Annotated in this window: 23 protein-coding genes; 12 read left to right on the plus strand and 11 right to left on the minus strand. The window is 42.3% G+C overall.

Translation table 11 applies throughout. From position 1 onward, the window contains the following. Nucleotides 1–6: 6 nt before the first annotated feature. Both FN732_RS06690 and FN732_RS06695 read right to left on the minus strand, forming a co-directional pair. Complete coding sequence (locus tag FN732_RS06690) at nt 7–792, minus strand: PDZ domain-containing protein (RefSeq protein ID WP_142935792.1); 786 nt, start codon at nt 790–792, stop codon at nt 7–9. After that, entirely contained in the window at nt 767–3,400 is a 2,634-nt protein-coding gene (locus FN732_RS06695; protein ID WP_142935793.1) for a CBS domain-containing protein, read from the minus strand. The genes FN732_RS06690 and FN732_RS06695 overlap by 26 nt, the downstream gene beginning before the upstream one ends. A gap of 40 nt (nt 3,401–3,440) precedes the next feature. On the opposite strand from FN732_RS06695, the gene folP reads away from it, so the two are divergent. From folP to ftsY, 10 genes are read left to right on the plus strand one after another with little or no spacing between them, the layout of a single operon-like run. Further along, on the plus strand, nt 3,441–4,649 hold the full coding sequence (folP, locus tag FN732_RS06700; RefSeq protein WP_142935794.1) for a dihydropteroate synthase: 1,209 nt from the start codon (nt 3,441–3,443) through the stop codon (nt 4,647–4,649). After that, a complete protein-coding gene (cdaA, locus tag FN732_RS06705; RefSeq protein ID WP_142935795.1) occupies nt 4,643–5,455 on the plus strand; it encodes a diadenylate cyclase CdaA in 813 nt (270 codons plus the stop codon). Before folP ends, cdaA begins: the two co-directional genes overlap by 7 nt. Further along, nucleotides 5,439–6,068: a YbbR-like domain-containing protein gene (locus FN732_RS06710; RefSeq protein WP_142935796.1), complete on the plus strand. Its 630-nt coding sequence runs from the start codon at nt 5,439–5,441 to the stop codon at nt 6,066–6,068. The genes cdaA and FN732_RS06710 overlap by 17 nt, the downstream gene beginning before the upstream one ends. Next, on the plus strand, nt 6,065–7,411 hold the full coding sequence (gene glmM, locus FN732_RS06715; protein WP_142935797.1) for a phosphoglucosamine mutase: 1,347 nt from the start codon (nt 6,065–6,067) through the stop codon (nt 7,409–7,411). The genes FN732_RS06710 and glmM overlap by 4 nt, the downstream gene beginning before the upstream one ends. 10 nt (nt 7,412–7,421) lie before the next feature. Continuing rightward, entirely contained in the window at nt 7,422–9,290 is a 1,869-nt protein-coding gene (locus FN732_RS06720) for a DUF3857 domain-containing protein (RefSeq protein WP_142935798.1), read from the plus strand. Further along, entirely contained in the window at nt 9,290–9,529 is a 240-nt protein-coding gene (locus FN732_RS06725) for a hypothetical protein (protein ID WP_142935799.1), read from the plus strand. The genes FN732_RS06720 and FN732_RS06725 overlap by 1 nt, the downstream gene beginning before the upstream one ends. Further along, nucleotides 9,526–10,521 carry a tRNA (adenosine(37)-N6)-threonylcarbamoyltransferase complex transferase subunit TsaD gene (tsaD, locus tag FN732_RS06730; RefSeq protein WP_142935800.1) on the plus strand — a complete coding sequence of 332 codons (996 nt, stop codon included), beginning with the start codon at nt 9,526–9,528 and terminating at the stop codon, nt 10,519–10,521. The genes FN732_RS06725 and tsaD overlap by 4 nt, the downstream gene beginning before the upstream one ends. Then, entirely contained in the window at nt 10,511–10,945 is a 435-nt protein-coding gene (locus tag FN732_RS06735) for a GIY-YIG nuclease family protein (protein ID WP_142935801.1), read from the plus strand. Before tsaD ends, FN732_RS06735 begins: the two co-directional genes overlap by 11 nt. Then, nucleotides 10,935–11,966 (plus strand): anthranilate phosphoribosyltransferase, encoded by a 1,032-nt coding sequence (gene trpD, locus FN732_RS06740; RefSeq protein ID WP_142935802.1) that lies wholly within the window; start codon nt 10,935–10,937, stop codon nt 11,964–11,966. Before FN732_RS06735 ends, trpD begins: the two co-directional genes overlap by 11 nt. 36 nt (nt 11,967–12,002) lie before the next feature. Further along, a complete protein-coding gene (gene ftsY / locus FN732_RS06745; protein WP_142935803.1) occupies nt 12,003–13,415 on the plus strand; it encodes a signal recognition particle-docking protein FtsY in 1,413 nt (470 codons plus the stop codon). A gap of 3 nt (nt 13,416–13,418) precedes the next feature. Here the strand turns inward: ftsY and FN732_RS06750 are convergent, their stop codons facing one another. Genes FN732_RS06750 through moaCB form a run of 9 tightly spaced genes read right to left on the minus strand, consistent with a single transcriptional unit; the run spans nt 13,419 to nt 21,107 of the window. After that, on the minus strand, nt 13,419–15,248 hold the full coding sequence (locus tag FN732_RS06750) for a DUF2207 family protein (RefSeq protein WP_142935804.1): 1,830 nt from the start codon (nt 15,246–15,248) through the stop codon (nt 13,419–13,421). A gap of 1 nt (nt 15,249) precedes the next feature. Continuing rightward, nucleotides 15,250–15,807, minus strand: a complete 558-nt coding sequence (locus FN732_RS06755) for a LemA family protein (protein ID WP_142935805.1) — start codon at nt 15,805–15,807, stop codon at nt 15,250–15,252. 44 nt (nt 15,808–15,851) lie between these two features. Next, a complete protein-coding gene (locus FN732_RS06760; RefSeq protein ID WP_142935806.1) occupies nt 15,852–17,042 on the minus strand; it encodes an ABC transporter permease in 1,191 nt (396 codons plus the stop codon). Then, nucleotides 17,042–18,235 carry an ABC transporter permease gene (locus FN732_RS06765; protein WP_142935807.1) on the minus strand — a complete coding sequence of 398 codons (1,194 nt, stop codon included), beginning with the start codon at nt 18,233–18,235 and terminating at the stop codon, nt 17,042–17,044. Before FN732_RS06765 ends, FN732_RS06760 begins: the two co-directional genes overlap by 1 nt. Next, nucleotides 18,232–18,921 (minus strand): ABC transporter ATP-binding protein, encoded by a 690-nt coding sequence (locus FN732_RS06770; RefSeq protein ID WP_142935808.1) that lies wholly within the window; start codon nt 18,919–18,921, stop codon nt 18,232–18,234. Before FN732_RS06770 ends, FN732_RS06765 begins: the two co-directional genes overlap by 4 nt. Further along, nucleotides 18,899–19,300: a peptide-methionine (R)-S-oxide reductase MsrB gene (msrB, locus tag FN732_RS06775; protein ID WP_142935809.1), complete on the minus strand. Its 402-nt coding sequence runs from the start codon at nt 19,298–19,300 to the stop codon at nt 18,899–18,901. Before msrB ends, FN732_RS06770 begins: the two co-directional genes overlap by 23 nt. Beyond that, entirely contained in the window at nt 19,284–19,640 is a 357-nt protein-coding gene (locus FN732_RS06780) for a molybdenum cofactor biosynthesis protein MoaE (protein WP_142935810.1), read from the minus strand. Before FN732_RS06780 ends, msrB begins: the two co-directional genes overlap by 17 nt. Next, nucleotides 19,621–20,199: an NTP transferase domain-containing protein gene (mobA, locus tag FN732_RS06785; RefSeq protein ID WP_142935811.1), complete on the minus strand. Its 579-nt coding sequence runs from the start codon at nt 20,197–20,199 to the stop codon at nt 19,621–19,623. The genes FN732_RS06780 and mobA overlap by 20 nt, the downstream gene beginning before the upstream one ends. Continuing rightward, nucleotides 20,196–21,107 carry a bifunctional molybdenum cofactor biosynthesis protein MoaC/MoaB gene (moaCB, locus tag FN732_RS06790; RefSeq protein WP_142935812.1) on the minus strand — a complete coding sequence of 304 codons (912 nt, stop codon included), beginning with the start codon at nt 21,105–21,107 and terminating at the stop codon, nt 20,196–20,198. Before moaCB ends, mobA begins: the two co-directional genes overlap by 4 nt. Nucleotides 21,108–21,179: 72 nt before the next feature. Between moaCB and FN732_RS06795 the strand changes: the two genes are divergently transcribed. Continuing rightward, nucleotides 21,180–22,433: a TolC family protein gene (locus tag FN732_RS06795; protein WP_142935813.1), complete on the plus strand. Its 1,254-nt coding sequence runs from the start codon at nt 21,180–21,182 to the stop codon at nt 22,431–22,433. Then, nucleotides 22,430–23,671 (plus strand): efflux RND transporter periplasmic adaptor subunit, encoded by a 1,242-nt coding sequence (locus FN732_RS06800; RefSeq protein WP_142935814.1) that lies wholly within the window; start codon nt 22,430–22,432, stop codon nt 23,669–23,671. The genes FN732_RS06795 and FN732_RS06800 overlap by 4 nt, the downstream gene beginning before the upstream one ends. Nucleotides 23,672–23,768 lie beyond the last annotated feature (97 nt).

A 23,768-nucleotide genomic window follows, 5' to 3' on the forward strand; every position in this document is an offset into this window, starting at 1 on the left:
TCTCCCCTATTCTAATTCGTAGTGAAGCTTTTCCTCTCTACCGCCTCTTAAAACTGTTATTGTAATTGAATCGGCACTCTTCAGTTTTTCAAATGCAGAAAATGAATCCTCAGGGGTTCTTATCCTGATATCGTTGATTGAGATTATCACATCTCCAGGCCTTATTCCTAACTTGTAGATGAAGCTGTTTCTGTTAACATAGTTAACCTTCAAACCTGGAGGATTCTGAACGGGAACTATGTTTATGTACCTTAAAAACTTCCCCGATGATATTTCTTCGAGAATCTCAGACCTCTTTACAAAGAATCTATTTCTCCCACGACTGTTTACCACTCTATTTGAGGATTTTAATTTTTTCTGATTTATCTTTATCAGCATAAGAACAACGTCTTTACCATTTTTAGAAAAAACTACCCTATCAGGATAAATTTTTTTCAGCTTAAAACCCTCGAAGTAATCCCCTTCGTACAAAATCTTCGTACTTTTACCTTTTTCAAGTATCGCTAAACTGGGATTGTTAACTACTGTTCCCTTTAACTTGTAATCGTTTAGGGAAACGGTCCCCTCTAAAGTTGTTGTTTTAGGCCTCAATTTCTCCACAGACTTAAAGAATCCCTCTCTTTCAACAAAGATGTCGTAACTTAAATTTTTTTTATTACATGAAATATTTGAAAAATGAACACCGCTGTTTAAACTTACTCTGTAATTAACAAAAGATGAAACAAAAACTCCTACTGATGAAGCCAACAGAAGCAGAGAAAACCCGTTAATTAGACGGAGAAACTTTTCCAACGACCATCTCCTTTAACCTTGAGTACTGCTCCTCCCTATCCTCCCGAGAAACCCTACCGTCAATAATTTCGTATTTTATCCTATTAAGAATTTCTTTAAAAGCAGGTCCCGGTTTTAGCCCCAACTCCTTTATATCCTTTCCCGAAACCAAGGGCTCCACAAACCTCCAATCCCTCATGAAGTTAACAACCTTCTCCTCAACATCGGGAAAGAGGGCAGCTAAAAGGAGTAAGAATTCCTCCTCCCTTCCCCTCAAGGTCTTGTAAACCTCACTCGGTAGATTTGAACTCTTCAGAGCCCTGTAAGTTCCGTATATCTCATCTAAAAACTTTAATAGCTTTTTCCCCTCCTTTTCCGGAAAAGAGAGTGAACTCAGGTAGCTCTTTACCCTCTCTAAGGGCTCCTTAAAGAAGAGAGCTCCAAGGTAGACCAAGTGGTAATCTGTTTTTCTCTCAGGGAAATTAATTCTGTGCCAGATGATGAGCTTCCTTACCCTCTCAAATGTATCCTTCTTCTCCCTGTTCCACCTAAGACCAGGAAACAGCTCCTCAATAAGCCTGTACTTCTCAAGCCTTAGAAAAACTCTTAAGGGGTTGTCCTCCAACAGAATCTGTTTAAGCTCGTGATATATCCTCTGCCCCTCAACCGTTTTAAAGAGCTTCTTCTCAACGGCCATCTTTAAGAGCTTTTCCGTGTGTTTTCCTAACTCAAACCTGTACCTTACGGAGAACCTGAGAGCTCTCAAAATTCTAGTTGGGTCCTCAACGAAGGAGAGTGAGTGGAGAACCCTTATCTTTTTATCCTTTATGTCCTTCAATCCCCCGAAGAAGTCAATAAGCTTTCCAAAATCGGAGTAGTTAATCTTCACTGATAGTGTATTTATCGTAAAGTCCCTTCTGAACAGGTCCTTCTTTAGAGGGGCTATGTCAACCTCAGGGAGAGCTCCGGGAAACTTGTAAACCTCTGTCCTTGCAGATGCCATATCAATTCTCGTCCCATCCTTAAATACAAGAGTTGCCGTTTTGAACCTGCTGAAGGTGTGGACCTTAGCCCCCAACTCCCTTCCTACAACTTTTGCGAACTCAGTTGCATCTCCCTCAACGACAATGTCAATGTCGAAATTTTCTCTTCCAATTATTAAATCCCTCACAAATCCGCCAACGATGTAAGCATTCACTCCCTCCCTATCTGCTATTTTTCCGATTTCCCTCAGAAGGTTAAAGGTCTCTTTTGGAAGCACTTTCCTTATAAGTTCACTGACGTTTCTAAACCTTGGCGGAGAGGAAACTCTCTTTCTGTAGAAGTTTGAAAGCTCGTTAATTTCGTCACGGTAGGAGTTAACGAGTAAATCGGTCCTCGTAATAACACCCACAGGTTTACCAGAAACAACAACGGGAACAAAGCTCTGGTGCTTTTCAACTATTATCTCCTCAACCTCCCTGATTGATGTTTCGGGGGAGACGCTGTAAAAGTCCCTCTCGGCAACGTTTGAGACCTTCTCTCCCTCAAGACCCATATAGACTGCCTTATCCAACAAGCTCCTTGTAACAATTCCTACTATTTTCCCCTCTGAATCAACAACGGGTGCAGCATTTATGCTGTTCTTCATTAGAACCATTCTTCCCTCAGAAACGGACATACTCTCGGGAATCACTATCGGAGGGGAGGTCATAATATCCTTGGCCTTAACGAGGGGCTCTACCCTTTCAAAGAGAACTTCCTTCAGTTTGTCTAAAATCTCAAAAACTGTCTTACCCTTAATAGAGGCAGATGCAGCTTCACTGTGCCCCCCTCCTCCAAAGGGCTCTACAACCTTTGAGACGTCAATCCTTTCACTTTGGGAACGGCCTATAAGGAACGCTGTTCCCTGAATTTCGAAAATCCCAAAGAGAGCAGGAAGGTCCCTAATTTCAAGCAGTTTACTGACTAAGTGGGAAACCTCTCCAACGTACCTGTCAAACCTTCCGTAAGTTAGTCCTATTCTATTTCCGTGAACGTTTAAAAGAGTTAGGTTGTCCTTCATAACCTTCAGGATGTCAAGCTCCTCCGGAGAGAGCTCCTTCGGAAGGTACCTCTTAACAAAGGAGAGCTCTGCCCCGACTCCTAAGAGGTAGGCTGCGGCAACAAAGTCCATAGGAGTTGTACTTGGATACCTGAAAGAGCCTGTATCCGAGTAAATTCCAAGTAGCAAGAGGGAAGCCTCGTAAGGGGAGGGGACAACTCCCTTTCCCTTTAAGAATAGGGTTACAATCGAGGAGGTTGAACCTGTCTCTTTGAAGAAGACCTTTGCAGGAACCTCAAACTCCTTGGAGTGGTGGTCAAAGACAACGATTTCTGTCCTCTCTGTAACCGACCTCTTTACGCTTTCCGGGATTCTCTCAAAGGAGTCAGTATCTACAACGATGAGTTTATCAATCTCTCCCTCCTTGAAGGAGCTTTCCTCTGTAAACTCCAAGACGTCGGGATTTTCCCTTAAAACGGAGATAACGTCCTCACCCTTCGTGTCGGGAAGAACCACCTCGGCATCCGGGTAGAGTTTTTTTAGTCCAACGAGAGCTCCAAGCCCGTCCAAATCCATATTTTTATGGGTTGTCAAAACTGTTCTCATCCCACCTCTGAGAGTATAATTTCCCAAAACGGAGTTTAAGATGAAAGTAAGAATAAGAAACTTCAAAGACAAGGGTGAGATTGGAAGCTATTTACTGAAATTGGGCAATACAACTAAAGGTGCCGAGATTCTTTCAAAAAAGTCTGAAATTCTTCTGTTGGAAATAGACGGAATAGACACAAGAGGAGCAAACATCTTAAAGCAGGATGCAATTTCTGTAGGTGGGGACTGTTCAGTCCCAAGAAGTGCCTCACTCTTCAAGATAGGGAAGTGGAAGGTTCTCCTGATGGTAAATGAGAGGGAGTTGGAAAAGCTCCTTAAAAAATTAAAGGAGCAGCCCTTTAGGCTGAAGGAGCTCTCCTCCTTAATAGAGAAGGCCCTTGAAAACTACCACAGGGAAAGCTTCAAAATAGAGTATAGGGGAAAAGTACTTGAACTTTCAGAGCCTGTTGTGATGGGAATTCTAAACGTAACTCCAGACTCCTTTTCAGATGGAGGAATGTTTAACAGGGTTGACCTGGCAGTTAAGAGGTGTGAGGAGATGTTGGAGGAGGGGGCAGAAATTATTGACGTTGGAGGAGAGTCAACAAGACCGGGCTCTGAACCCGTTCCAGAGGATGAGGAAATAAAAAGAGTCATCCCTATAATTGAGGAAATAAGGAAAAAGTTAGGGGACAAATTTTTCATTTCTGTTGATACCTATAAGAGCTCCGTTGCAAAAGAGGCACTCCTTTCGGGAGCCGATATTGTAAACGACATAAGTGGATTCAGGTTTGATGAGAGAATGGTTGAAGTGGTGGCTAAGTACAACTGTCCTGCAGTTATTTCCCACATAAAGGGAAAGCCCAAGGACATGCAGAAGAACCCCCACTACGAAGACGTAATGGCAGAAATTATCGACTACTTAGAAACCTCAATAGATATGGCTGTAGAGAAAGGAGTTGACAGGGAAAAGCTGATAGTAGACCCCGGAATAGGTTTTGGGAAGAGGTTAGAGGATAACCTCTGCATTTTGAGGAATCTTAACCAACTGAAGGTTCTCGGAAGACCTATCCTTATTGGAGCATCAAGAAAGAGTTTTATTGGAAAAGTAACCGGTGTTGAAGAACCAAAAAAGAGGCTACCGGGCAGTTTAGCCGCAGCAGTTGTTGCTGTCCTTAAGGGAGCAAAAATAGTAAGGGCTCACGACGTAAGGGAAACTGTAGAAGCGATAAAGTTAGCCTACGAAATAGAGGAAGTAAATTGTTAGAGTTCCTTCCGAAACTCTCTATTACAGATGTTTTAGACATAGTTGTAGTCTCTGCAATTCTCTACTGGATTCTTTTGAGTCTGTCGAAAACAAGGGTCGTTCAGGTTCTCATAGGACTTCTCTTCCTCTTAGTACTTGGAGTCGTTGCAAAGCTTCTCCACCTATACACTCTCTCATTTCTCTTTAACGGAGTGATAACAGTTGGAACCTTTGGACTCATAGTCATATTCCAGCCAGAAATCAGGAGGCTTTTAGCAAAGTTTGGTGAGAGCAGGTTCGGAATCCTATCCGCCGATGAGGAATCGGAGAGGATAATTGAGGAAATTGTCAGGGCGGCAGCTGTAATGTCTGAGGATAGAATTGGAGCTCTCATAGTTATTGAGAGGGAGATTGACGTTGATAACTACATTGAATCCGGTACAGTTCTTGATGCAAAGGTTTCAAAGGAACTTCTAATAACAATCTTTTGGCCTGGAACTCCCCTTCACGACGGAGCTGTAGTTGTAAAGAAGAACAGAATTTACAAGGCAGGTGCATTCCTTCCACTGACGTTAAACCCAAACCTTCCGCAGACGGTTGGAACGAGACACAGGGCAGCCATCGGTATAAGTGAGGAAACAGACGCAGTAACCGTTGTTGTTTCTGAGGAAACTGGAGCAATATCGGTTTCCTACTCAGGTAAGCTCATAAAGGACATTGACCCCCAAAAACTCAAAAAGGTTCTAACGGGACTCCTAATAAGAACACCACAGAAGGATAACAGATTCAGGTTTCTAAAGAGGAAGTTTCATGAAGAGAATCTATGAAATCGTTTTCAGGAACTTTCACTATAAACTGTTAGCCTTTTTATTTGCAGTTCTCCTGTGGTTTTTAGCAACAAACAAGGAAATTGTCGAAACAACGATAGAAGTTCCCTTCAAACCTGTTTCTACCGGAAACTACAAGATAGCGGACTATCAACCTAAATCGCTCAAAATAAAGGTTGAAGGGTACAGGAAGGACATAATAACCCTTGAGAACATTAAAGAGGTTAAGGTCTTAGTTCCGAGTAAAGTTGAGGAGAGTGGATGGATTACCGTAAAGTTGGACAAGAATTCCATTTCCCTTCCGGTAGAATCCGTCAAAATTAAGAAAGTACATCCAAAGAAAATAACTGTTAAAATTGAAAAGCTTTACAAAAAGGTTGTTCCAATAGAACTGAACGCTGTTGGAATTCCAAGAAAGGCTAAGATTAACATCGTACCGAACTATGCAGTTCTTCTCCTCCCCGAGGAGCTCAAGGAAACAGTTTTTAACGTAAAAACTGAGAGAATCGACTTAACAGGAGTAAAACTCCCTGCCGTTTTGGTTCTAAGAATAGACACCTACTACAAGGCAGAACCCAAAAGAGTAAGAGTGACTATAGAGGAGGGAAAATGAAAGTAAAGAGGAAACTCTTTGGAACCGATGGAATAAGGGGAATTGCAAACAGGTATCCCTTGACTCCTGAAATGGTTCAAAAGATAGGAATTTCCTACGGAGTTTACCTGAATGCAAAGTTTCCCGAGAGAAAGAACACCGTTGTTGTTGGAAAGGATACGAGGCTGTCGTCAGACATGATTAAATCGGCGCTCATCAGCGGATTAACTTCGGCCGGTGTTGATGTTATAGACGTTGGAGTAGTCCCGACTCCTGCAGTTTCGTTCTTTATAGATAAGGGCAGCCTCTACGGTGGAGTAATGGTCTCAGCTTCCCACAACCCTTACGAGTACAACGGACTAAAGTTCTTTAATGAGAAGGGAAAGAAGTTTTCAGAAGCTGAAGAGGGAGGATTGGAGCTTGTAGTTTTCAACAAGTACGAGCTTCCGAGGGCAGACTCGGACAACATAGGAAGGGTCTTTGACGGATACAACATTGTCGATGCCTACAAAAAACACCTTGAGTCTGCTGGAAGGTACTTAGCTGGGCTTAGAATTGGAATAGACTGTGCAAACGGGGCAACGTTTCAAATAGCTCCTGAGGTTTTCAACTCGTTAGGGGCAAAGGTCTTTACCTTCAACGCAGAGCCCGATGGAAAGAACATTAACGACGGATGTGGAGCTCTCTACCCCGAGTTTATAGCTGAAAAGGTAAGGGAGCTTAACCTTGACATGGGATTTGCCTACGATGGGGATGGAGACAGGTGTATAGCAGTTGATGAAAAGGGCAATGTAATTGACGGTGATAAAATAATTGGCCTTTTAGCAATGCATTACTCTGACAGGTCAAAGGACGTTGTTGCAACGGTTATGAGTAACGTAGGTCTGGAGCTTTTCCTGAAAGAACGTGGATTGAACCTCTACAGAACACCCGTAGGGGATAGGTTTGTAGCAGAGAAGATGGAGGAGGTTGGAGCTCTAATCGGTGGAGAGCAGTCCGGACACATAATCGTAGGGGAATTTGGAAAGACAGGTGACGGTATTCTAACCTCCGTTCTAATAGCCTCAATAGTTAAATCCTTGAGGAAACCTATGAGTGAAGTCTTTGACCTGTTTAAACTCTACCCTCAGAAACTCGTCAACGTTAGGGTGAGGAAGAAAACTCCCCTTGAAAACCTTGAGAATCTACAGAAGGTTCTGAAGGAGGTTGATGAGGAGCTTAAAGATAGGGGAAGGATTGTTCTAAGGTACTCTGGAACGGAACCTGTCTTGAGAATTATGGTAGAGGCTGACTCAGAGGAGCTTATTGAAAAAATAATAAATAGGATTGTTGAAGCAATTAAAAGTGAGGGAATAACAGATTAGGAGGAATAGGATGAAGACGCTTCTAACCGCCCTAATTTTTACCCTTTCTACGTTTATTGGCTCCTTTGCAGGAGATAACTACGGAGCTCTCATCCTCTACGACAGGTGCTACGTGAAATTCCTTCCCGATGGAAGAAAAATCTGGAGGGAGGAAAAGGCTGTAAAAATAACGGGAAAGAGGGGAATTAAGGACTTTGGAGAGATAGTAATTCCATTTTCGACAGAACACCAGAAATTGAAGGTTCTCTACGCATACACTGTTACTCCAGATGGAAAAATTGTCAAACCTAACAAAAAAGCCTTCAACGTTGTATATCCACCGTTTGTCTCCGAAGCTCCCATATACTCAGACCTGAAGTACCAAACAATATCAATGCCTGCAGTTTCAAAGGGAGCAATTATCAAGTACGCCTACGAGATTAAGACAGTTAAACCTTACATGAAAAATCAATTTTGGGAGACAAACTACTTTCAGGATGAGTATCCCATAGAGGAGGCAACGTTTACCGTTGAAATTCCTAAGGGTAAGTACTTTAAGTACAAGACTTACAACTTTGAGAAAAAGCCAACAGAAAGTGAAAGGGGAAAGTTTATAGAGCTCCGCTGGAGTCTAAAAAACATTCCACCAATAGACAGGGAACCCAACATGCCCCCCTTTGAGGAGCTTGCAAAGAGGGTATCAATAACCTCCCTTAAGAGCTGGAAGCAGGTTTCAGAGTGGTACTCCAAACTTGCTAAGGAAGCAGTAAAACCCGATAAACTCGTCAGGGAAACTGCCCTTAGAGTTACAAAAGGAAAAAAAACAGAGGAGGAAAAAATAAGGGCAATATACAACTTTGTGTCTCAGAACATTAGATACGTCGGGATGGAGTTTGGAATAAACGGTTATAAACCCCACAAGGCATCAGAGGTTTTGAAGAACAGGTACGGGGACTGTAAGGACCACGCTACACTCTTAGTCTCAATGCTTAAAGCTGTTGGAATAAAGGCTTACCCTGTCCTAATTCCTACACTGAGCAGGGCTAACATGGACGTTGAGATGCCGATGCCAACCGCATTCAACCACGAGATTGCAGCTGTAAAGTTCAAAGGGAAGTGGTTCTTTATGGACACAACCTCAGACTTTGTTCCCTTCGGACTTCTACCTCCAGGAGACCAGGGAAGGAACGTTTTAATAGTTGACGTTGAAAAGGGAAATGGATTTGTAGAGAGGACTCCAGTTTTCCCTCCTGAAACCAACGTTGAGGGATTCAAGGGACATTTTGAACTTAAACCTTTCGGAAAGTTAGAAGGAGACTTTAAGTTTATCTATACAGGAGTTTACGGTATATTCGAAAGGGCAAGGCTTAACACTTCAACAAAAAGGCAGATAAAGAGACACGTAGAGGAATTAGCTGCAAAGGTCTCCCCTGGATTCGATGTTGAAAAGTACAAACTGTCCAACTTTAAGGACCTGAACAGTAATGGAGTTTGGATTGAAATTTCTGGTGAGGACAGAAACTACGGAACGATAACATCCCACTACCTCCTTGCAAAGTTTCCGGCTCCTGACTACAGCAGGCTTATAACGTTGGTTGCTCCTAAAAAGAGAAAGTACCCTTACGTTGTGGGGTACAAGATGGAGAAGGTTTCAAACGTTGAACTTCAACTTCCTAAAGGTTATTCACTCTACTTAAAACCTGAAAACTACAGCTTTAAGAACAGAGTAGGTGAGTTCTCAATAAGGTGGAAAGTAAAGGGTAGAAGTTTGAAAATGGAATCAAGGATGGTTCTAAAGAAGAGAATCGTTCCAACTGATGAGTACGGGGATTTGAGGGAGCTCTTCAACACTGCAGTAAAAACACTGAGAAATCAGATTGTTGTCTTGAGGAAGGAGTAATGGAGGAAAAGGACTTTGTCAAAGAGATTGTCGAAGAAGTTGAGAGTATAGAGGGCGTAAAGAGGGTGGAAATTGTCCCCGTCTGTGAAATTTACATTGACGCTTGTTTAAAAGTTGTTGCGACAACGAAGGAGATAAAGAGAGAAGTTGCAGATAAAATTATTGAGGTAGCAAACAGGAAAGAGGAGAGGTTAGGTTACAGACCTGAAATCTACTGGGATTTAGAGGTTGAGGAGTGATAGTTTTGGGAATAGATACCTCCTGTGATGATACGTCTGTTGCCGTTTACGATGCTAAGGAAAACAGGATTTTGAGCAACATTGTCTCTTCTCAGTACGAGTTCCACATCCCCTTTGGAGGGGTTGTTCCCGAGATTGCTGCAAGAAAACATGCTGAGAACATAGATGTTGTCTTTGAGGAGGCTCTAAAGGTTGCAGGTGTGGAAGTTAAGGATTTAGAGCTGATAACTGTCACAAGGTTTCCTGGCCTCCTTCCGGCCCTCCTCGTCGGTTTAACTTTCGGAAAGGGTATCTCTTACTGCTCGGGTCTGCCATTTAAGGGCGTTCACCACATAGAGGCTCACCTCCTATCCCCTTTTATAGGAAAGGAGCCTGAGTATCCGTTTTTAGGACTCGTTGTAAGCGGGGGGCACACTCTTTTAGTCCTTGCAGGGGGGCTTGGAAGGTACAGGGTTGTCGGAAAGACCTTGGACGATGCAGTTGGAGAGGCCTACGATAAGGTTGCAAAGATGCTTAATTTAGGTTATCCAGGAGGTCCCGTAATAGACAGAATTTACAGAGAGTTTAAGGGAGACTACCTCCAACTTCCTAAACCAAAGGTCAAGGGGCTCAACTACAGCTTCAGTGGAATAAAGACTGCAGTCAAGAGGTTAGTTGAGAAGGGGTATCCTAAGGAACAGATTGCTGCTTCGTTTCAGAAAACTGCTGTTGAATACTTAGTTGGAAAGTTAAAAAAGGCCTTAAAAGAGTTTGGGATAAGAAGAATTGCCGTTTCCGGGGGAGTCTCTGCAAATTCCCTCTTGAGAGAGAAGTTGGAAGAGCTTTCAGAAAAGGGGTACGAGGTTTTACTTCCCGACCTTTCGTACACATCTGACAATGGTGCAATGGTTGCCTACGTTGGATACAGGAGGTTTCTCCTTGAGGGTGGAGACGAGCTCACAGTCGGAGCTCTCCCAAGACTCTCGTTAGAGGAAGTAAACGTTGAAGGGTAGCTACTGTCTAATCTTTGAGGTTAAAAGTGACCTAAATGTAGAGGTTAGAAACGGCAGGGCTTTTCAGTTAAAGAGGGGAATTTACGTTTACTGCGGCTCTGCCTTTGGAAGTGGCGGATTAAAAAGGAGAGTTCTAAGACACATGAAAAAGGATAAGAAGAGGCACTGGCACATAGATTTTTTAACTACAAAGGATGAAACAGAGTTTATTGGAGTCTGGATATTTGAGGGAAAGAGGTTTGAGTGTAAACTTGCAAAAGAGGTTTCTGCCGTTGGAGAGGCCGTCTTAGGGTTTGGCTCAACCGACTGTAAATGTGAAAGCCACCTTTTTAAATTAGAGGACGTAAATCCAATTGAGGAAATTTTTAAAGGACTTGACGGTAAATTTCTAAAACCTGAAGAGGTGGAAAAGTATGGAGTTTAAAAACCTATTAAACAGGTTAGTTGAGAAGGAAAACTTAACTGAGAAGGAGAGCTCCAACCTATTCAATCAAATAATGGAAGGGAAACTGACCGACGTTCAGATTGCCGGTATCTTGGTTGCCCTCAGGGCTAAGGGAGAGACCGTTGATGAGATAGCCGGGGCAACGAGAGTAATGAGGGAAAAGAGCAGAAAGGTTCCTCTCTCAGAGGATTTAAGGAAGAGGTTGGTTGATACCTGCGGAACGGGAGGGGATTTAAAGGGAACGTTCAACATCTCAACAACTGTTGCTTTAGTCGTTGCATCCTGCGGTGTTCCTGTGGCAAAACACGGAAACAGGTCAGTTTCAAGTAGGTGCGGAAGTGCAGATATTTTGGAGAGCTTTGGAGTAAAGATAGACCTTGAACCTGAGAAGGTAGCAAGGTGTATTGAGGAGTTGGGATTTGGATTTATGTTTGCTCCAAAGTTCCACCCTGCAATGGCCTCTGTTGCAAGGCCGAGAAGGGAGTTAGGTATAAGGACAATCTTTAACCTCCTTGGCCCTATGACAAATCCTGCTGGAGCTCTGAGACAGCTGATGGGAGTTTACAGTGAAAACCTAACCGAGAAGCTCGCAGAGGTTCTTTTAAAACTCGGAACGAAGAGGGCCTTTATAGTTCACGGAAAGGACGGAACTGACGAGATAACGATAAGCGACCTGACAAAGGTTACGGAGATAAAGGACGGGGAGATAAAGAGCTACGTGATTTCTCCAGAGGACTTTGGTTTAAGGAGAGCTCCCTTTTCGGAAATAAAAGGTGGAGAAACGTTGGAGGAGAACAGGGAGATTGTAAGGAGAATCCTAACTGGAGAGGAGAAAGGAGCTAAGAGGGACGTAGTGGCCCTTAACTCGGCCTTTGCTCTCCTTGCAGGAGATAGGGTTAAAAGCGTTGAGGAGGGAATGGAGCTCTCTGTAAGAGCAATGGAGGAAGGAAAACCTTACGAGCTCCTCTGTAGACTTGTTAAGTTGACAAATGAGCTTTAACATTTAGTTTTTTCTCAAAACCCTAAGGGAGCTGAAATGTTCAAATTCTTTAAGAGAAAGCCAAAGATTGAAGATGAGCTTAAGGAGAATCCAAACCAGCCTGAGAAGTGGTTAAAACTTGCAGAGGAGAATGAAAGGAGAGCTCCAGAGGCATTAAAAAATGCCCTTTTATACAGCAACGGTGAACTCATTGAGGAAGTTTCCAAAATATTGAGAAACTTAGCCCTCTACAGGGAGATAGAGCCATACCTAACTGAAATAGAGGAGAAACTCGGAAAGGATTACAGTTCATTTCTAAAGGGACTAATTGAGGAGTACAGGGGAAACTTTCAGAAGGCCAGAAACCTGTACGATGTAGCTAAAAACAGTCAGAACGAAAAGCTCTCATTTCTCTCAAACTACCACATTGCAAATCTCTACATAAAAGAAGGTCTCTACGACCTTGCCTATAAGGCTCTCAAGGAGATAGAGGATAAGGTTCCAGAGAGCTACTCCTTCGAGTACATGGTTAAAAAGAGGGAACTTGAAGAGAAGTTAGGGATAGGCGGTTCAAAGATAATAAAGAGCTTTAAAGAGGGACTCAAAAAGACAAGGGATGCCCTTGGCCTTTCCCAGTTATCCGGCAGGAATGTGGACGAGAGTCTGTTTGAGGAGTTAGAGGAGAGGTTGATTCTTGCAGACGTTGGAGTGAAGACAACCCTCGAGCTTATCGATTATCTAAAAAAAGAGGCAAAGAGGAGAAAGATTAAAAAGTCGGATGAGCTTTTGGAGCTCCTAAAGGAGAAAATAAAGGAGATGCTAAGAACCTGCAAAGGGGAGCTTAATTTAAATGAAAAGCCTTCAGTCATTTTGGTTCTTGGTGTAAACGGCGTTGGAAAGACGACAACAATAGGAAAACTGGCAAAGCAGTTAAAGGACAAGGAATACTCAGTTGTCCTTGCCGCAGCAGATACCTTTAGAGCTGCAGCAATCGAGCAGTTAGAGGTCTGGGCAGAAAGGGCTGGAGTCAGAATTGTTAAGGGGCAGGAAGGAACGGACCCTGCAGCTGTTGTCTACGATGCAATTCAGAGTATAAAGGCAAAGGGAGAGGATGTCTTAATCGTCGACACTGCAGGAAGGCTCCACAACAAGGAAAGGCTCATGAGGGAAATTCACAAGATAAAGAAGGTTATTGGAAGGGAATTTCCCGGTCAGCCTGCAGAGATTTTATTGGTCTTGGATGCAAATACCGGTCAGAATGCAATCTCACAGGCAAAGGCATTCAAGGAGATAACCGACGTTACAGGAATAGCCCTGACAAAGTTGGATGGAACTGCAAAGGGGGGAATCGTAATAGCAATCTGCAACGACTTGAAGGTTCCAATTAAGTTTGTAGGAATAGGCGAAAAGATTGAGGACCTGAGAAAGTTTGACCCGGAGGAGTTTACAGAAGCCCTTTTTTCAGAGTAGTTTCTACCTTGCTCCAGCTCCACCTCCTCCAAAACCTCCTCTGGAGGAGGAAGAAGAGGAGCTTGTGAGAGCACTGGAAACAGTTGATTTGTAGTCTGAAAAAGAGGTACTCAAACTTACTCTCGTTGAAGTTAACTCCTTTAAGTCAGGAACAGAAATAGAGAGCTCCCTTAGGGCCTCTTCTACCTTATCTGCAACGTCCAATGCTGTTCCATAGACTAACCATTCCTTCCATATGGAAATGTCCTCAGGTGAATACTTCTTTATCATTGCAAGGTCTGACAGGAAATTTTTGAAGGCATCCCACATGAGCTTTTCCCTGTAGAAATCTTCCTTCCACCTTCCAAAAAACTGCGAAGGAAAAAGAGCAATAGATAGAAGAAAGTTAAAAAGTAGAGCTGCTGAATAGACGTAAACAGGGTAGAAATCAATAAAAAACCTGTCAGAAAGTAAAAACATCTTATTAACAGCAATTAAGAATATCAGAACAGAAAGGAGAGAAGTATGAATTAGCAAGAATATATTCCAACCTTTCCTATCTAAAACTCTATCTGTTAACTTATGATTTTCGTAGCTTAACAGTATGTCAAGATACTTCTTTAAAAGTTCCAACTGAGCAATATTTCTCTCCCTTTTCCACCACTCTATTCTATTCTTAAAGGACTTTAAATCAAAGTAGTATCTACATTTATCGTCCCTAAATCCGAAAATTTTAAAAAACTCTATAACCTTTCGTTCATAGTCATCAAATTTCTCATTCTCCTTTAGAATTTCTATAACTAAACTGTTGTAGGATTTCTTAACACTTACGATTCCTCTTCTAATAAAATCTAAAACAGTTGAGAAAAGGGCATTTTCATCACCAGATAGGGCATCTCTATTAAAAAGAAGGTTAACAACATAAGGCTTTCTTTTAGGATTTGGAACGTAACTTAAAAAACTCGGAACCAAAAACTCCTTTTCCCTACCAAATTTCAAGTAGAACAAATAGAAGAAAATAGGGTAGAGAAGAACAATTATAAAAAGGAAAGTTTTAAAAACGTCATAAAAAAGTCTTACAGTAAAAAGTCCTTTATTTGCTTCCAATGTTTTGGTATCTACATCAGTTGTTCTGTAGAAAAATCCGTTAATATCTGTTGGTTTAAGTAACAGTTCCACTCCAACAATACTGTTTAACGGTGACAGACCAGTTAAAAAGATTTTATTTCCATTCCTTTTTAAATCCCAGTTTGTAACGTGAGGAAAAACCTCCTTAACCATTCCCCTTGGGTCATCAATCTCAACAAAAACCTTTCTGTAAAAGATGTGTTTATCTCCCAGTCTAAGATTCAAGTGGAGAAATTTCCCATCAGATTCAATTGGGGGAAACACCGTATAGAGGAGTCCTAAGTTGTATCTACCAGAGGAAAATCTGTTAGGATTAACCATTCCTACTTCATTCTGTTCAGCAAGTTTTCTAACCAGAAATTTAGACTGAGGATTTGAAAAACTTCCAAAAATTCTTCCCTTAAAGTCCTTTACATACCAATCGTACAGTCCTTTACTGTAAATAGTTTCATCCAATCTAATGTAGGGACGGTTTATTTTCTCTCTGTATGTGAGCGGAGCTCTCCAAACTCTGTATAGCATTTGAAATTTCTTGTCCTCTTTTACAAAGTAGGTAAAATCTTCAGAAAGGTTAATTTCCTTATCCAGACTTATTACTGCTGAATAATCAGCAAAGATTGAGGAGAAAATTAACCTGAGGTCATTTATTTTTGTTAGGTAGAAGCTTATAGCAGAAGAGATAGAAAAAAGGATAAGACCAATGATTAGGTATTTCTTTTCTTTCATACTACCATTTCAAATTGGGAATTTGATTTATCCTATCCTCAAACTCTAAGTACTCCATCTTTCTAAATCCAAAAGTTGAGCCAATCAAGTTTGAGGGAAACGTATCAAGCATAGTGTTGAATTCCTGAACGATATTGTTATAGGTATACCTGTGCCTTGCAATTTCATCTTCTAACTCATTAATTGAGTTATTAATATCCTTAGCAAGGCTTGAGGTCTTTAGGTCTGGATAGTTCTCAACAGAAACGAGAATGTTTCCAAGAATTTGCCTCGACTCTCTGTCTAAACTGTCAATATCCCTTGCTGTATTAGCTTTAAAAACAGAACTCCTCAGTTGAGTAATTCTTTCAAGCGTTTCCTTTTCAAAGGACGCATAGCTTTTAACACTATCAACTAACTGAGTTAATAAATCTAACCTCTTTTTAAGGGCTACCTTTATCTGACCTAACGTAGCTTCAGCTCCGTTTTTCAACTTTTGAAATCTGTTGTAGACAGTTATTACATAGAACAAAACAGAAATGAACAGGATTAAAGCAGCAATAGTTATTAAGGATTTCATAATTAATTTCCTACATACTGTTTAAACTTGAATTTAATACATCACTACTCCTCCTTCAAAACCTCCTTCGGGTCTACAGAGAGAGCTCTCACTGCAGGGTAGACTCCCGAAATTAGACCGATTAACAATGAAAGAACTATCGAGAAAAAGGCTTCCTTTAAGGGAATATAAACAGGCCAGTGGGCAACCTTCGTTATTCCAAAGACAAGAAGGGCGGAGATGGAAGCTCCCATCAGAGCTCCAACCGACGAAAGAAAGGTAGCCTCGTAGAGAAACTGGATAAAAATTGCCCCCTTTGTAGCTCCAAAGGCCCTTCTAATCCCTATTTCAACGTACCTCTCGTAGACCGACAGTGTAAGAACTGCAATTATTCCCAGAGCTCCCGTCCCAAAGGATATGAAAGAGACAATTAGAGACAGCTTTTTAAAAACGTCCATTGCCTGCTTTTGTGTGTTTACCAAGTCCTCGTACTTGTTGACAGAAAAGTCCTTCTTTTTGTGTCTTTTGAGGAGCAGCCCTTCAACTTCCTTTTTAACTGTGTCAACAAGTTTTGGAGAGTCTGGAAGAACGTAGATTCCATCTATGTAGTCAACGTTTGAAATTCTCTTAACGGCAGAACTTATCGGTATATAAACTCTATCGTCCAAGTTTTCTCCACCTAGGTCCGTTCCCTTCTTTTTAAGAACTCCAACAATTCTGTAGGGAGCATTAAATAGGTAGATAACCTTTCCAACCGGACATGTATTCCCGTAGAGCTCCCTTGCAACACTGTATCCCAAGACAGCCCTCTGAGAAATCCCATCAACATCTTCCTTGTTTAAAAACCTTCCACACAGGAGCTCCAAATTGGCAATATTTCTATACTCCGGCCAGACACCATAAACAGAGGCACTGTAGGATTTTCCTCCGTAGTGAACGTTGGGAGATACCTTTTTGTAAGGAGAGACGTAGAGGACATCGGGACACTTTTCCTTGATTGCCTCTGCATCGGATATCTTCAGCGTAGGATAGAACGACAGTTGAATAGTCCTTCCGCCTAAGTTCTTAACATCTCCGGGAAGAACAACTAAAACGGATGAGCCCATCTTGCCTATGACAAACTCTACCCTTTTTTTCATTGCAGACGAAATTCCCAACATGAGGGTAAGCGTAAAGACACCAATTGCGATTCCTATGATGGAAAGTGAGAACCTCTTTTTATTTTCAGAAGCGTAGGATAGAAGAGCTTTTAACATTAAGCCTTCCTCCTGAGAGCTCTAACAGGCTCAAAAGAGGCCGCCTTTTTTGCAGGAAAGTAGACAGCAAAGAGGCAAACGATAAGGGAGAAGAGAGAGGATATAACAAAGGCTTTTAAAGGGTAGACAACAGGAATGTTTAAAAGAGGAAGGAGCTTTCCTATTAAGATGTAACCTACAATGACTCCAAAAATTGAGGAAATTACAGATATTAAAACGGCTTCGTAGAGAATCCTGTAGAGAATCTCTCTCCCTGTTGCTCCTAAAGCCCTTCTCAGTCCAATTTCCCACTGTCTCACCTGTATATTTATATAAAAAATCGACGAAAGGACAAATCCCCCTATTACTAATGCCGTTGTTGAGGCAATTCCTAAAAACAGAGCAAGAGTCGCAGATAGCATTGATAGAAATTTCTTAACAACGGTCGGTGTTATAACCATGAATTCGTCCGGTTTGTGGTGTTTAAGTAGAATCTCTCTCGTTTCAGAAACTATTTTGTTGTAGCTATCCAAATCCAAAACCCTAAACCTGATAATGCTTATATGCCCGTAGGTCTTTTCGATAACCCTGTCAAAAACGGGAAAAGGAATAAAGACTCTGTTGTCCAAATTGTGGCCGTTCGGAGTCTTTCCCTTCTTTTTATAAACTCCTACCACTCTAAAAGGGGTTTTTCCAACCAAGAGGGTCTTTCCAACTGGGTTCTGGTTTGGCCATAGAAAATCGCTAACGTCGTGTCCAACAACAGCAACCTTTCTCAAATTCTGAAAATCACCCTCGGTAAATCCCCTTCCCTCCTCAACTCTGTAGTCCCAAGAAATTAGCCAGTCTCTACCAACTCCAAAAACAGAGGAAAACTTTGACTGGGAAAGGCTTGAAACCATAGTCATAGGTTTAACAACTCCGTAGGTCAGCGCAAATATTCCCTCTAATCTCCCAATTTCCTTTACATCCTCTAACGTTAAGTTTCTAAAGCCACTCCTTGGACCCTTTTTAACAGAACCGGAAACTATTAAAACAGAATCTGGACCTAACTTCTGAATTATTCTGTTAGCAAGTAATGAACTTCCTTCTATTGACGCAACAATTAAAACAACAGAAACGACACCGAAAACTATTCCCGAAATTCCAAAGAGGGTTCTCAGCCTGTTGTGAACGAGTGAAAGGATGAGCTCCTTTATCAGAAATCTACTCATCCAACGATGGCTCCATCCTGAATTCTAATGACCCTTTTGGCCTGTCTTGCCACTTCAGGGTCGTGTGTAACAACCACTACTGTTTTTCCCTCAGAGTTAAGCTCCTTGAAAATCTCAAGAACTGCCCTTCCGGAAGCCGTGTCCAACTGTCCTGTCGGTTCATCTGCAAGAATAATCTCTGGAGAGTTAATCAGAGCTCTCGCAATTGCAGTTCTCTGTTTCTGTCCTCCAGAAAGCTCCTCCGGTTTAAACGAGAGCCTCTCCTCCATTCCCAAACGGCTTAGAAGTTCCTTTGCCCTCTCCTCAGGAGAAACTTTTGAAAAGAGCTCCCTTCTCCTTTCCTTCGGAAGGTACTCAACCGGTAGGACAACGTTGTCCAAAACGTTGAGGTAGGGAACAAGGTAAAATGCCTGGAAGACAAAGCCTATGTATTCAGCCCTTAGCTTTGAAAGTTCCTCGTCTGAGAGCTCCAAAACGTTCCTCCCGTCCAAAATGTACTCACCACTTGTAGGCCTGTCCAAACAGCCCAAAATGTACATCAAGGTTGACTTTCCCGAACCTGAAGGTCCCATTATAGAGACAAACTCCCCCCTCTCTATCGAAAGGTCTATTCCCTTTAAAACCTCAACCTCTAAATCCCCCTGTCTGTAAACCTTCCTGACGTTACGGAGCTCTATCAGCGCCATCCTCTTCCTCAGGGACAAAGTCTATCGAAGCAGAATTTATACAGTAACGAACGCCCTTTTCAGTATATCCCTCCCCGTAGAAGACATGTCCCAAGTGTGCTCCACACCTTGAACATACAACCTCAATCCTGTCATCTGGAAACTCCTCAGGAATTTCCTTTACAGAACCGGGAATTGAACTATCAAAGGAAGGCCAGCCAGAGTAGGAGAGGAACTTATCCTCACTCCTAAACAAGGGTTGTCTGCACAGCTTACAGACGTAAACTCCCCTTTCAAAGTGGTTCCAGTACCTGTTTTGAAACGGAGGTTCTGTCCCCTTCTTGAAAATTACCCACCTTTCAAAATCGGTCAGATGGCTATCGTCAAATCTCCTTCTCAACAACAACCTCCTTCTTTATACGGGAAATGAGTTCCTCAAATGCAGGGAGAACATCACTTCTAAACCTCCCTGCAACAACAACAACCATTATGTCGTCTCCTACCTTCAACCTTCCCTTGTTTATCCATACCTCAACGGCCTCGATTCCGTCCTTTTTTTCAATCTCAGAGACAACCTCATTCAGTTTTTCACTATCAAAGGAGAGCTCCATCTCGGAAACCCTCTCCCCTGAGCGGGAGCTCTCCCTAACAATTCCGTTGTGAACCAGAATCATCCCCAAGTTTTCAGGATTTGAATTCCTCTTTACCTTATCAATTAACTCATCTACAGACGGCCTCAATGTAGTCCTCCTGTCTATTAACGTTCTTCAGTGAATCCCTTATAAAGTCAAGATGCTGGAATTTCTCAAAGGGAATAGGACGGGAATTTAGTTCCCCGTGGAGCTCCCTCAACTTGTGCCTTCCACTTCTCAGAAACTCCTCAACTTTCAGCAGTGAAAGTTTTGAGATTACCGTAAACAGCGAGTGAATCCTATTCCCCTCTACAACAACGGCAGGTGGAACCTCAAAGGAGAGCTCCCTAACGAGCTCACCCTTCAAAAGAGGAACGTCGCCTGGAACGAAAACAACCTTCTCAAATTTTGCACTCCTCAGTCCCGTGTAAATTCCGTAAATGGGAGAAAATTCAGGGAAACTTTCAACAACAACTTTTAAATTGTGATAAGTCCTCACCAGCGGTAGAAACTTAAACGGAAATTTAGTTATTAGGATAACCTCAGGAAAATCGATTAGCTCATCAAGAATGTTTGAAATTAAGAACTTTCCTCTAAAGGGAGCTGTGAGCTTATCAGCTCCAAATCGGGAGCTCTTACCACCTGCCAGAACGCATACACTTATCAGTGGCCACCCCCCTGTGCCATCTTAAGGGCGTGTTTAATGAGTGGAGAGAACATTCTCAGGTTCTGTTCCACTCCCCTTGAGGAACCTGGGAGGTTTAGGAGAATACACTCCGGAGAGAGAAGGCCAGCCTTAGCCCTTGACATTATTGCCTTTGGAGTGAACCTAATGCCTAAAATGTGCATAGCCTCAGAGAATCCCACCATCTCCTTTTCAAACAGCTCCTTTGAAGCCTCCGGAGTCACATCCCTCGGGCTGAATCCCGTTCCTCCCGTTGTAACGATTAGATTGGCTCCCATGTCCTTGAACTTTTTAACACTCTCTTTAATCCTCTCCTTATCGTCTGGAACGATTTCGTAGCCGATAATTTCAGCCCCAAACTCTCTTAGTATTTCCTGAGCCAACTTCCCACTCCTGTCCTCCTTCTCTCCCCTTGAAGCCGAATCGCTCACAGTTATAACAGCAGCCTTCAACCCCCTTAAATCCTCAGCCCAGTCCGATTTTCCTCCACTCTTTGAAACTAACTTAACTTCCTCAATAACCATGTTCTTATCGTAGGCCTTACACATGTCGTAAATGTTTAAAAGCGCCATGAGACAGGCATTCATAGCCTCAACCTCGTAACCCGTCCTCCAAATTCCCCTGACCTCTGCCTCAACCTCAACGTAGTCCTCTCCAACCTCTGTCTTGACCTCTATGTGGTCTATTGGGATAGGATGGCAGAATGGCATGAGCTCTGAGGTCTTCTTTGCCCCCATTATTCCAGCTATCTGAGAGGCTGAAAGGACGTCTCCCTTCGGAATTTCCCTATTAACAATTTTCTTAACAGTTTCGGGAGACAGTCTAATCCTTCCCTTTGCCCTTGCCGTTCTCAAATTGTCAAACTTTGTTGAAACGTCTATCGTTCTCATGGAAAACCTCCTGAAATTTCGTAGATTCTATTTTAGTATCATTTCCCAACACTCTCTCTGTTCGAGGTTAGGTTGAGGCGGTTAGTTACATTTTTATCTATTATGCTCTTTTGTACTTCAGAATCTCTCGGCTCAGGTTTAAACCCAGAAAATCTGAAGAAACTCGTTGAGAAAAACTCGTTGGACTTAAAAATATCAAGGGAACAGGTCAAACAGCAGGAGTTTCAAAGAAGGGCAACACTCAGAGAGTTCTTCCCTAAAGTCAACCTCTCCTTCAGTTTTCAGGAGTTCTATCCAGACTTTAAGGAAAACTGGAATCAGAACTACAGCTATGGAGTTTCTATCAACTCTGAAGTCTTGAACTTAAAAAGGAGCGTGGAGCTCTCTATAGACTCAAAAGAGATAGAGGAACTCAAGGAAGCCTTAAAGGAAATTTTCCTAACGGTTTACTACGAAGCACTGAAGAAGCTCTACCAACTTAAGTTCTACGACGAACAGATAAAAATCAGGAGAACAATCCTTAAAAACTCTAAGGAGATTCTCTCTGTCGCAAGGGAGAAGTACAAACAGGGACTTGTAATGGTTACCGACGTTTTAAAGGCAGAGTCTGAAGTTGAAAGTGCAGAGAGCTCCCTGATTGAGGCTGAAAACGACTACAGAAAGAAGTTTTCAGAACTAAATGCCCTCTTAGATTTTTCCTTAAAAAAGGTAGAAAAACCCGACTTTGAGTTCTCAGATGAGCCGATAGATAAAACGTTAAAAGAGCTCCTCAAAACAGCCTTTAAACTGAGGCCTGAGATAAAAAAGGCTGAGGAGAAGGTTAGAATTGAAAGGGAAAGAGTAAAACTTGTGGAGAGAACCCTTTCTCCTACCCTCTCTATTTCACTGTCTGCAGAGCGCTCCGGAACTGAATTTCCTGGAGATAAGTCCTACTCTGCAGGAATTACACTCTCCTACCCAATATTTGACAGTGGAGAGACAAAGTACAGAGCTCTCTCTCAGAAGTCCTCACTGATTCAGTCGGAGTTAAATCTCAGAAAGGTTAAAAACTCTGTAAAGTTAGAGGTCATAAATGCCCTAAGTGACGTTGAATCTGCCTACAAAAAGCTAACTTCTGCTAGGAGCTCCCTCAAATACTCACAAAAGGCTTACGATAGAGCTCTAAACGAGTACAAGTTAGGTGTTTCAGACATTGTTCTTCTCCTGCAGACACTCAACTCTTTGAAAGAGGCAGAGGAGAGTTACGTGAGAGCCCTTTACGAGTACAACCTATCAATAGTTTCCCTCAAAAAGGCAACAGGAGAGCTCGTCGGAGGTAAAAATTGAAAAGGTTACTTGCCCTTTTATTAGCACTTTTAGTTGGAATAGGAGTTTTTCTCAAGTTAAAAACCAAAAAGGTTACCCTCGTTCCAACAAAGGTCGTTGAAGTAAAGAGGGGAGAGGTAAAGAGAGTAATTGATGCGACCGGTATAGTGAAGCCTCAGGTAGGAGCAGAGATAAAGGTCGGAGCAAGGATTTCTGGAACGGTCGTTGAGGAGAACGTTAAGGTAGGAGATATCGTTAAAAAGGGCGATTTAATAGCCGTAATAGACAACAGGGAACTAAAGGCAGAGCTTGAGAGGGCAAGGGCAAATCTAAAGGAGGTTGAGAAAACGTATCCAAGGAGAATAAGGGAACAGGAGTTAAAGGTTAAGTCTGCAGAGTCTGAACTTCTCTCTGCCAGGTCAAAATTAAAGGCTGAGGAGGAGAATTTAAGGTTAAAGAGGTGGGAGTTTGAGAGACAGAAGAGGCTCCTCTCAATAGGTTACACGACGGAGGAAAAGTTCAAGAGGGCCAAGGCAGAGTTAAAGAGGGCGGAGAGTTCCTTTAAGTCAGCCTTAGAAAGTGTAAAAAAGGCCAAGTTCAACCTAAAGGCTCAGGAAGAGGAGCTAAAGAGGTTAAGGGTAGAGTACGCTCAAAGCCTTAAAAAGGCCAAGGAATCACTTAAGGAAGCAGAGGTAAGGTACTCCTACTCCTACATTTACGCCCCTATTAGCGGAGTTATCTCCTTTGTCTCAACACAGAAGGGAGAAACTGTTGTTGCAGGATTGAACGCTCCCCAGTTCGTAACAATCTTGGACCCAAAAAAGCTTGAGAACTGGGTCTACGTTGACGAAACAGAGATTGGAAAAGTAAAGAAGGGAATGGACGTTGAGTTTACGGTTGATGCCTACAGAAACAAAGTGTTTAAGGGAAAGGTTGTTGAGATATATCCAAAGCCAAAGATACTCAACAACGTTGTCTACTACATAGTCGTTGTAAGGGGCTTTAAGGACGAAGAACTCCTAAGGCCTGAAATGACCACACACAACAGAATAATTGCCGGAGTTAAGAAGAACGTTCTGGTTGTCCCAAATGGAGCAGTCAAGTGGAAGAATGGGAAGTACGTAGTTTACAAGCTTTTGGGAAAGAGAATAGTTGAGGTTCCGGTTGAAGTAGGCTGGAGTGACGACAGATTTACGGAGATAAAGAAGGGATTAAGGGAGGGAGACAGAGTAGCTCTTTCCGTAGTTAAAAAGGGTTAGCGTGTTGAAGTTCAGAAAGAAGGTGGACACCCTAAAATAAGATTTGAACTCCAACAAAAGGAGGTGTCCACCAATGAAACAATTAAAGAAATTCAAA

Origin of the sequence: Balnearium lithotrophicum (assembly GCF_900182585.1) — a bacterium.
GTDB classification, from domain to species: domain Bacteria; phylum Aquificota; class Aquificia; order Desulfurobacteriales; family Desulfurobacteriaceae; genus Balnearium; species Balnearium lithotrophicum.

Coding starts and splice junctions, on each gene's coding strand:
- FN732_RS06695 (WP_142935793.1), bottom strand. CDS start 3,400: ATGAGAACAGTTTTGACAACCCATAAAAATATGGATTTGGACGGGCTT.
- FN732_RS06750 (WP_142935804.1), bottom strand. CDS start 15,248: ATGAAAGAAAAGAAATACCTAATCATTGGTCTTATCCTTTTTTCTATC.
- FN732_RS06765 (WP_142935807.1), bottom strand. CDS start 18,235: ATGAGTAGATTTCTGATAAAGGAGCTCATCCTTTCACTCGTTCACAAC.
- FN732_RS06710 (WP_142935796.1), top strand. CDS start 5,439: ATGAAGAGAATCTATGAAATCGTTTTCAGGAACTTTCACTATAAACTG.
- folP (WP_142935794.1), top strand. CDS start 3,441: ATGAAAGTAAGAATAAGAAACTTCAAAGACAAGGGTGAGATTGGAAGC.
- FN732_RS06755 (WP_142935805.1), bottom strand. CDS start 15,807: ATGAAATCCTTAATAACTATTGCTGCTTTAATCCTGTTCATTTCTGTT.
- trpD (WP_142935802.1), top strand. CDS start 10,935: ATGGAGTTTAAAAACCTATTAAACAGGTTAGTTGAGAAGGAAAACTTA.
- glmM (WP_142935797.1), top strand. CDS start 6,065: ATGAAAGTAAAGAGGAAACTCTTTGGAACCGATGGAATAAGGGGAATT.
- FN732_RS06770 (WP_142935808.1), bottom strand. CDS start 18,921: ATGGCGCTGATAGAGCTCCGTAACGTCAGGAAGGTTTACAGACAGGGG.
- FN732_RS06720 (WP_142935798.1), top strand. CDS start 7,422: ATGAAGACGCTTCTAACCGCCCTAATTTTTACCCTTTCTACGTTTATT.
- moaCB (WP_142935812.1), bottom strand. CDS start 21,107: ATGAGAACGATAGACGTTTCAACAAAGTTTGACAATTTGAGAACGGCA.
- FN732_RS06725 (WP_142935799.1), top strand. CDS start 9,290: ATGGAGGAAAAGGACTTTGTCAAAGAGATTGTCGAAGAAGTTGAGAGT.
- ftsY (WP_142935803.1), top strand. CDS start 12,003: ATGTTCAAATTCTTTAAGAGAAAGCCAAAGATTGAAGATGAGCTTAAG.
- FN732_RS06760 (WP_142935806.1), bottom strand. CDS start 17,042: ATGTTAAAAGCTCTTCTATCCTACGCTTCTGAAAATAAAAAGAGGTTC.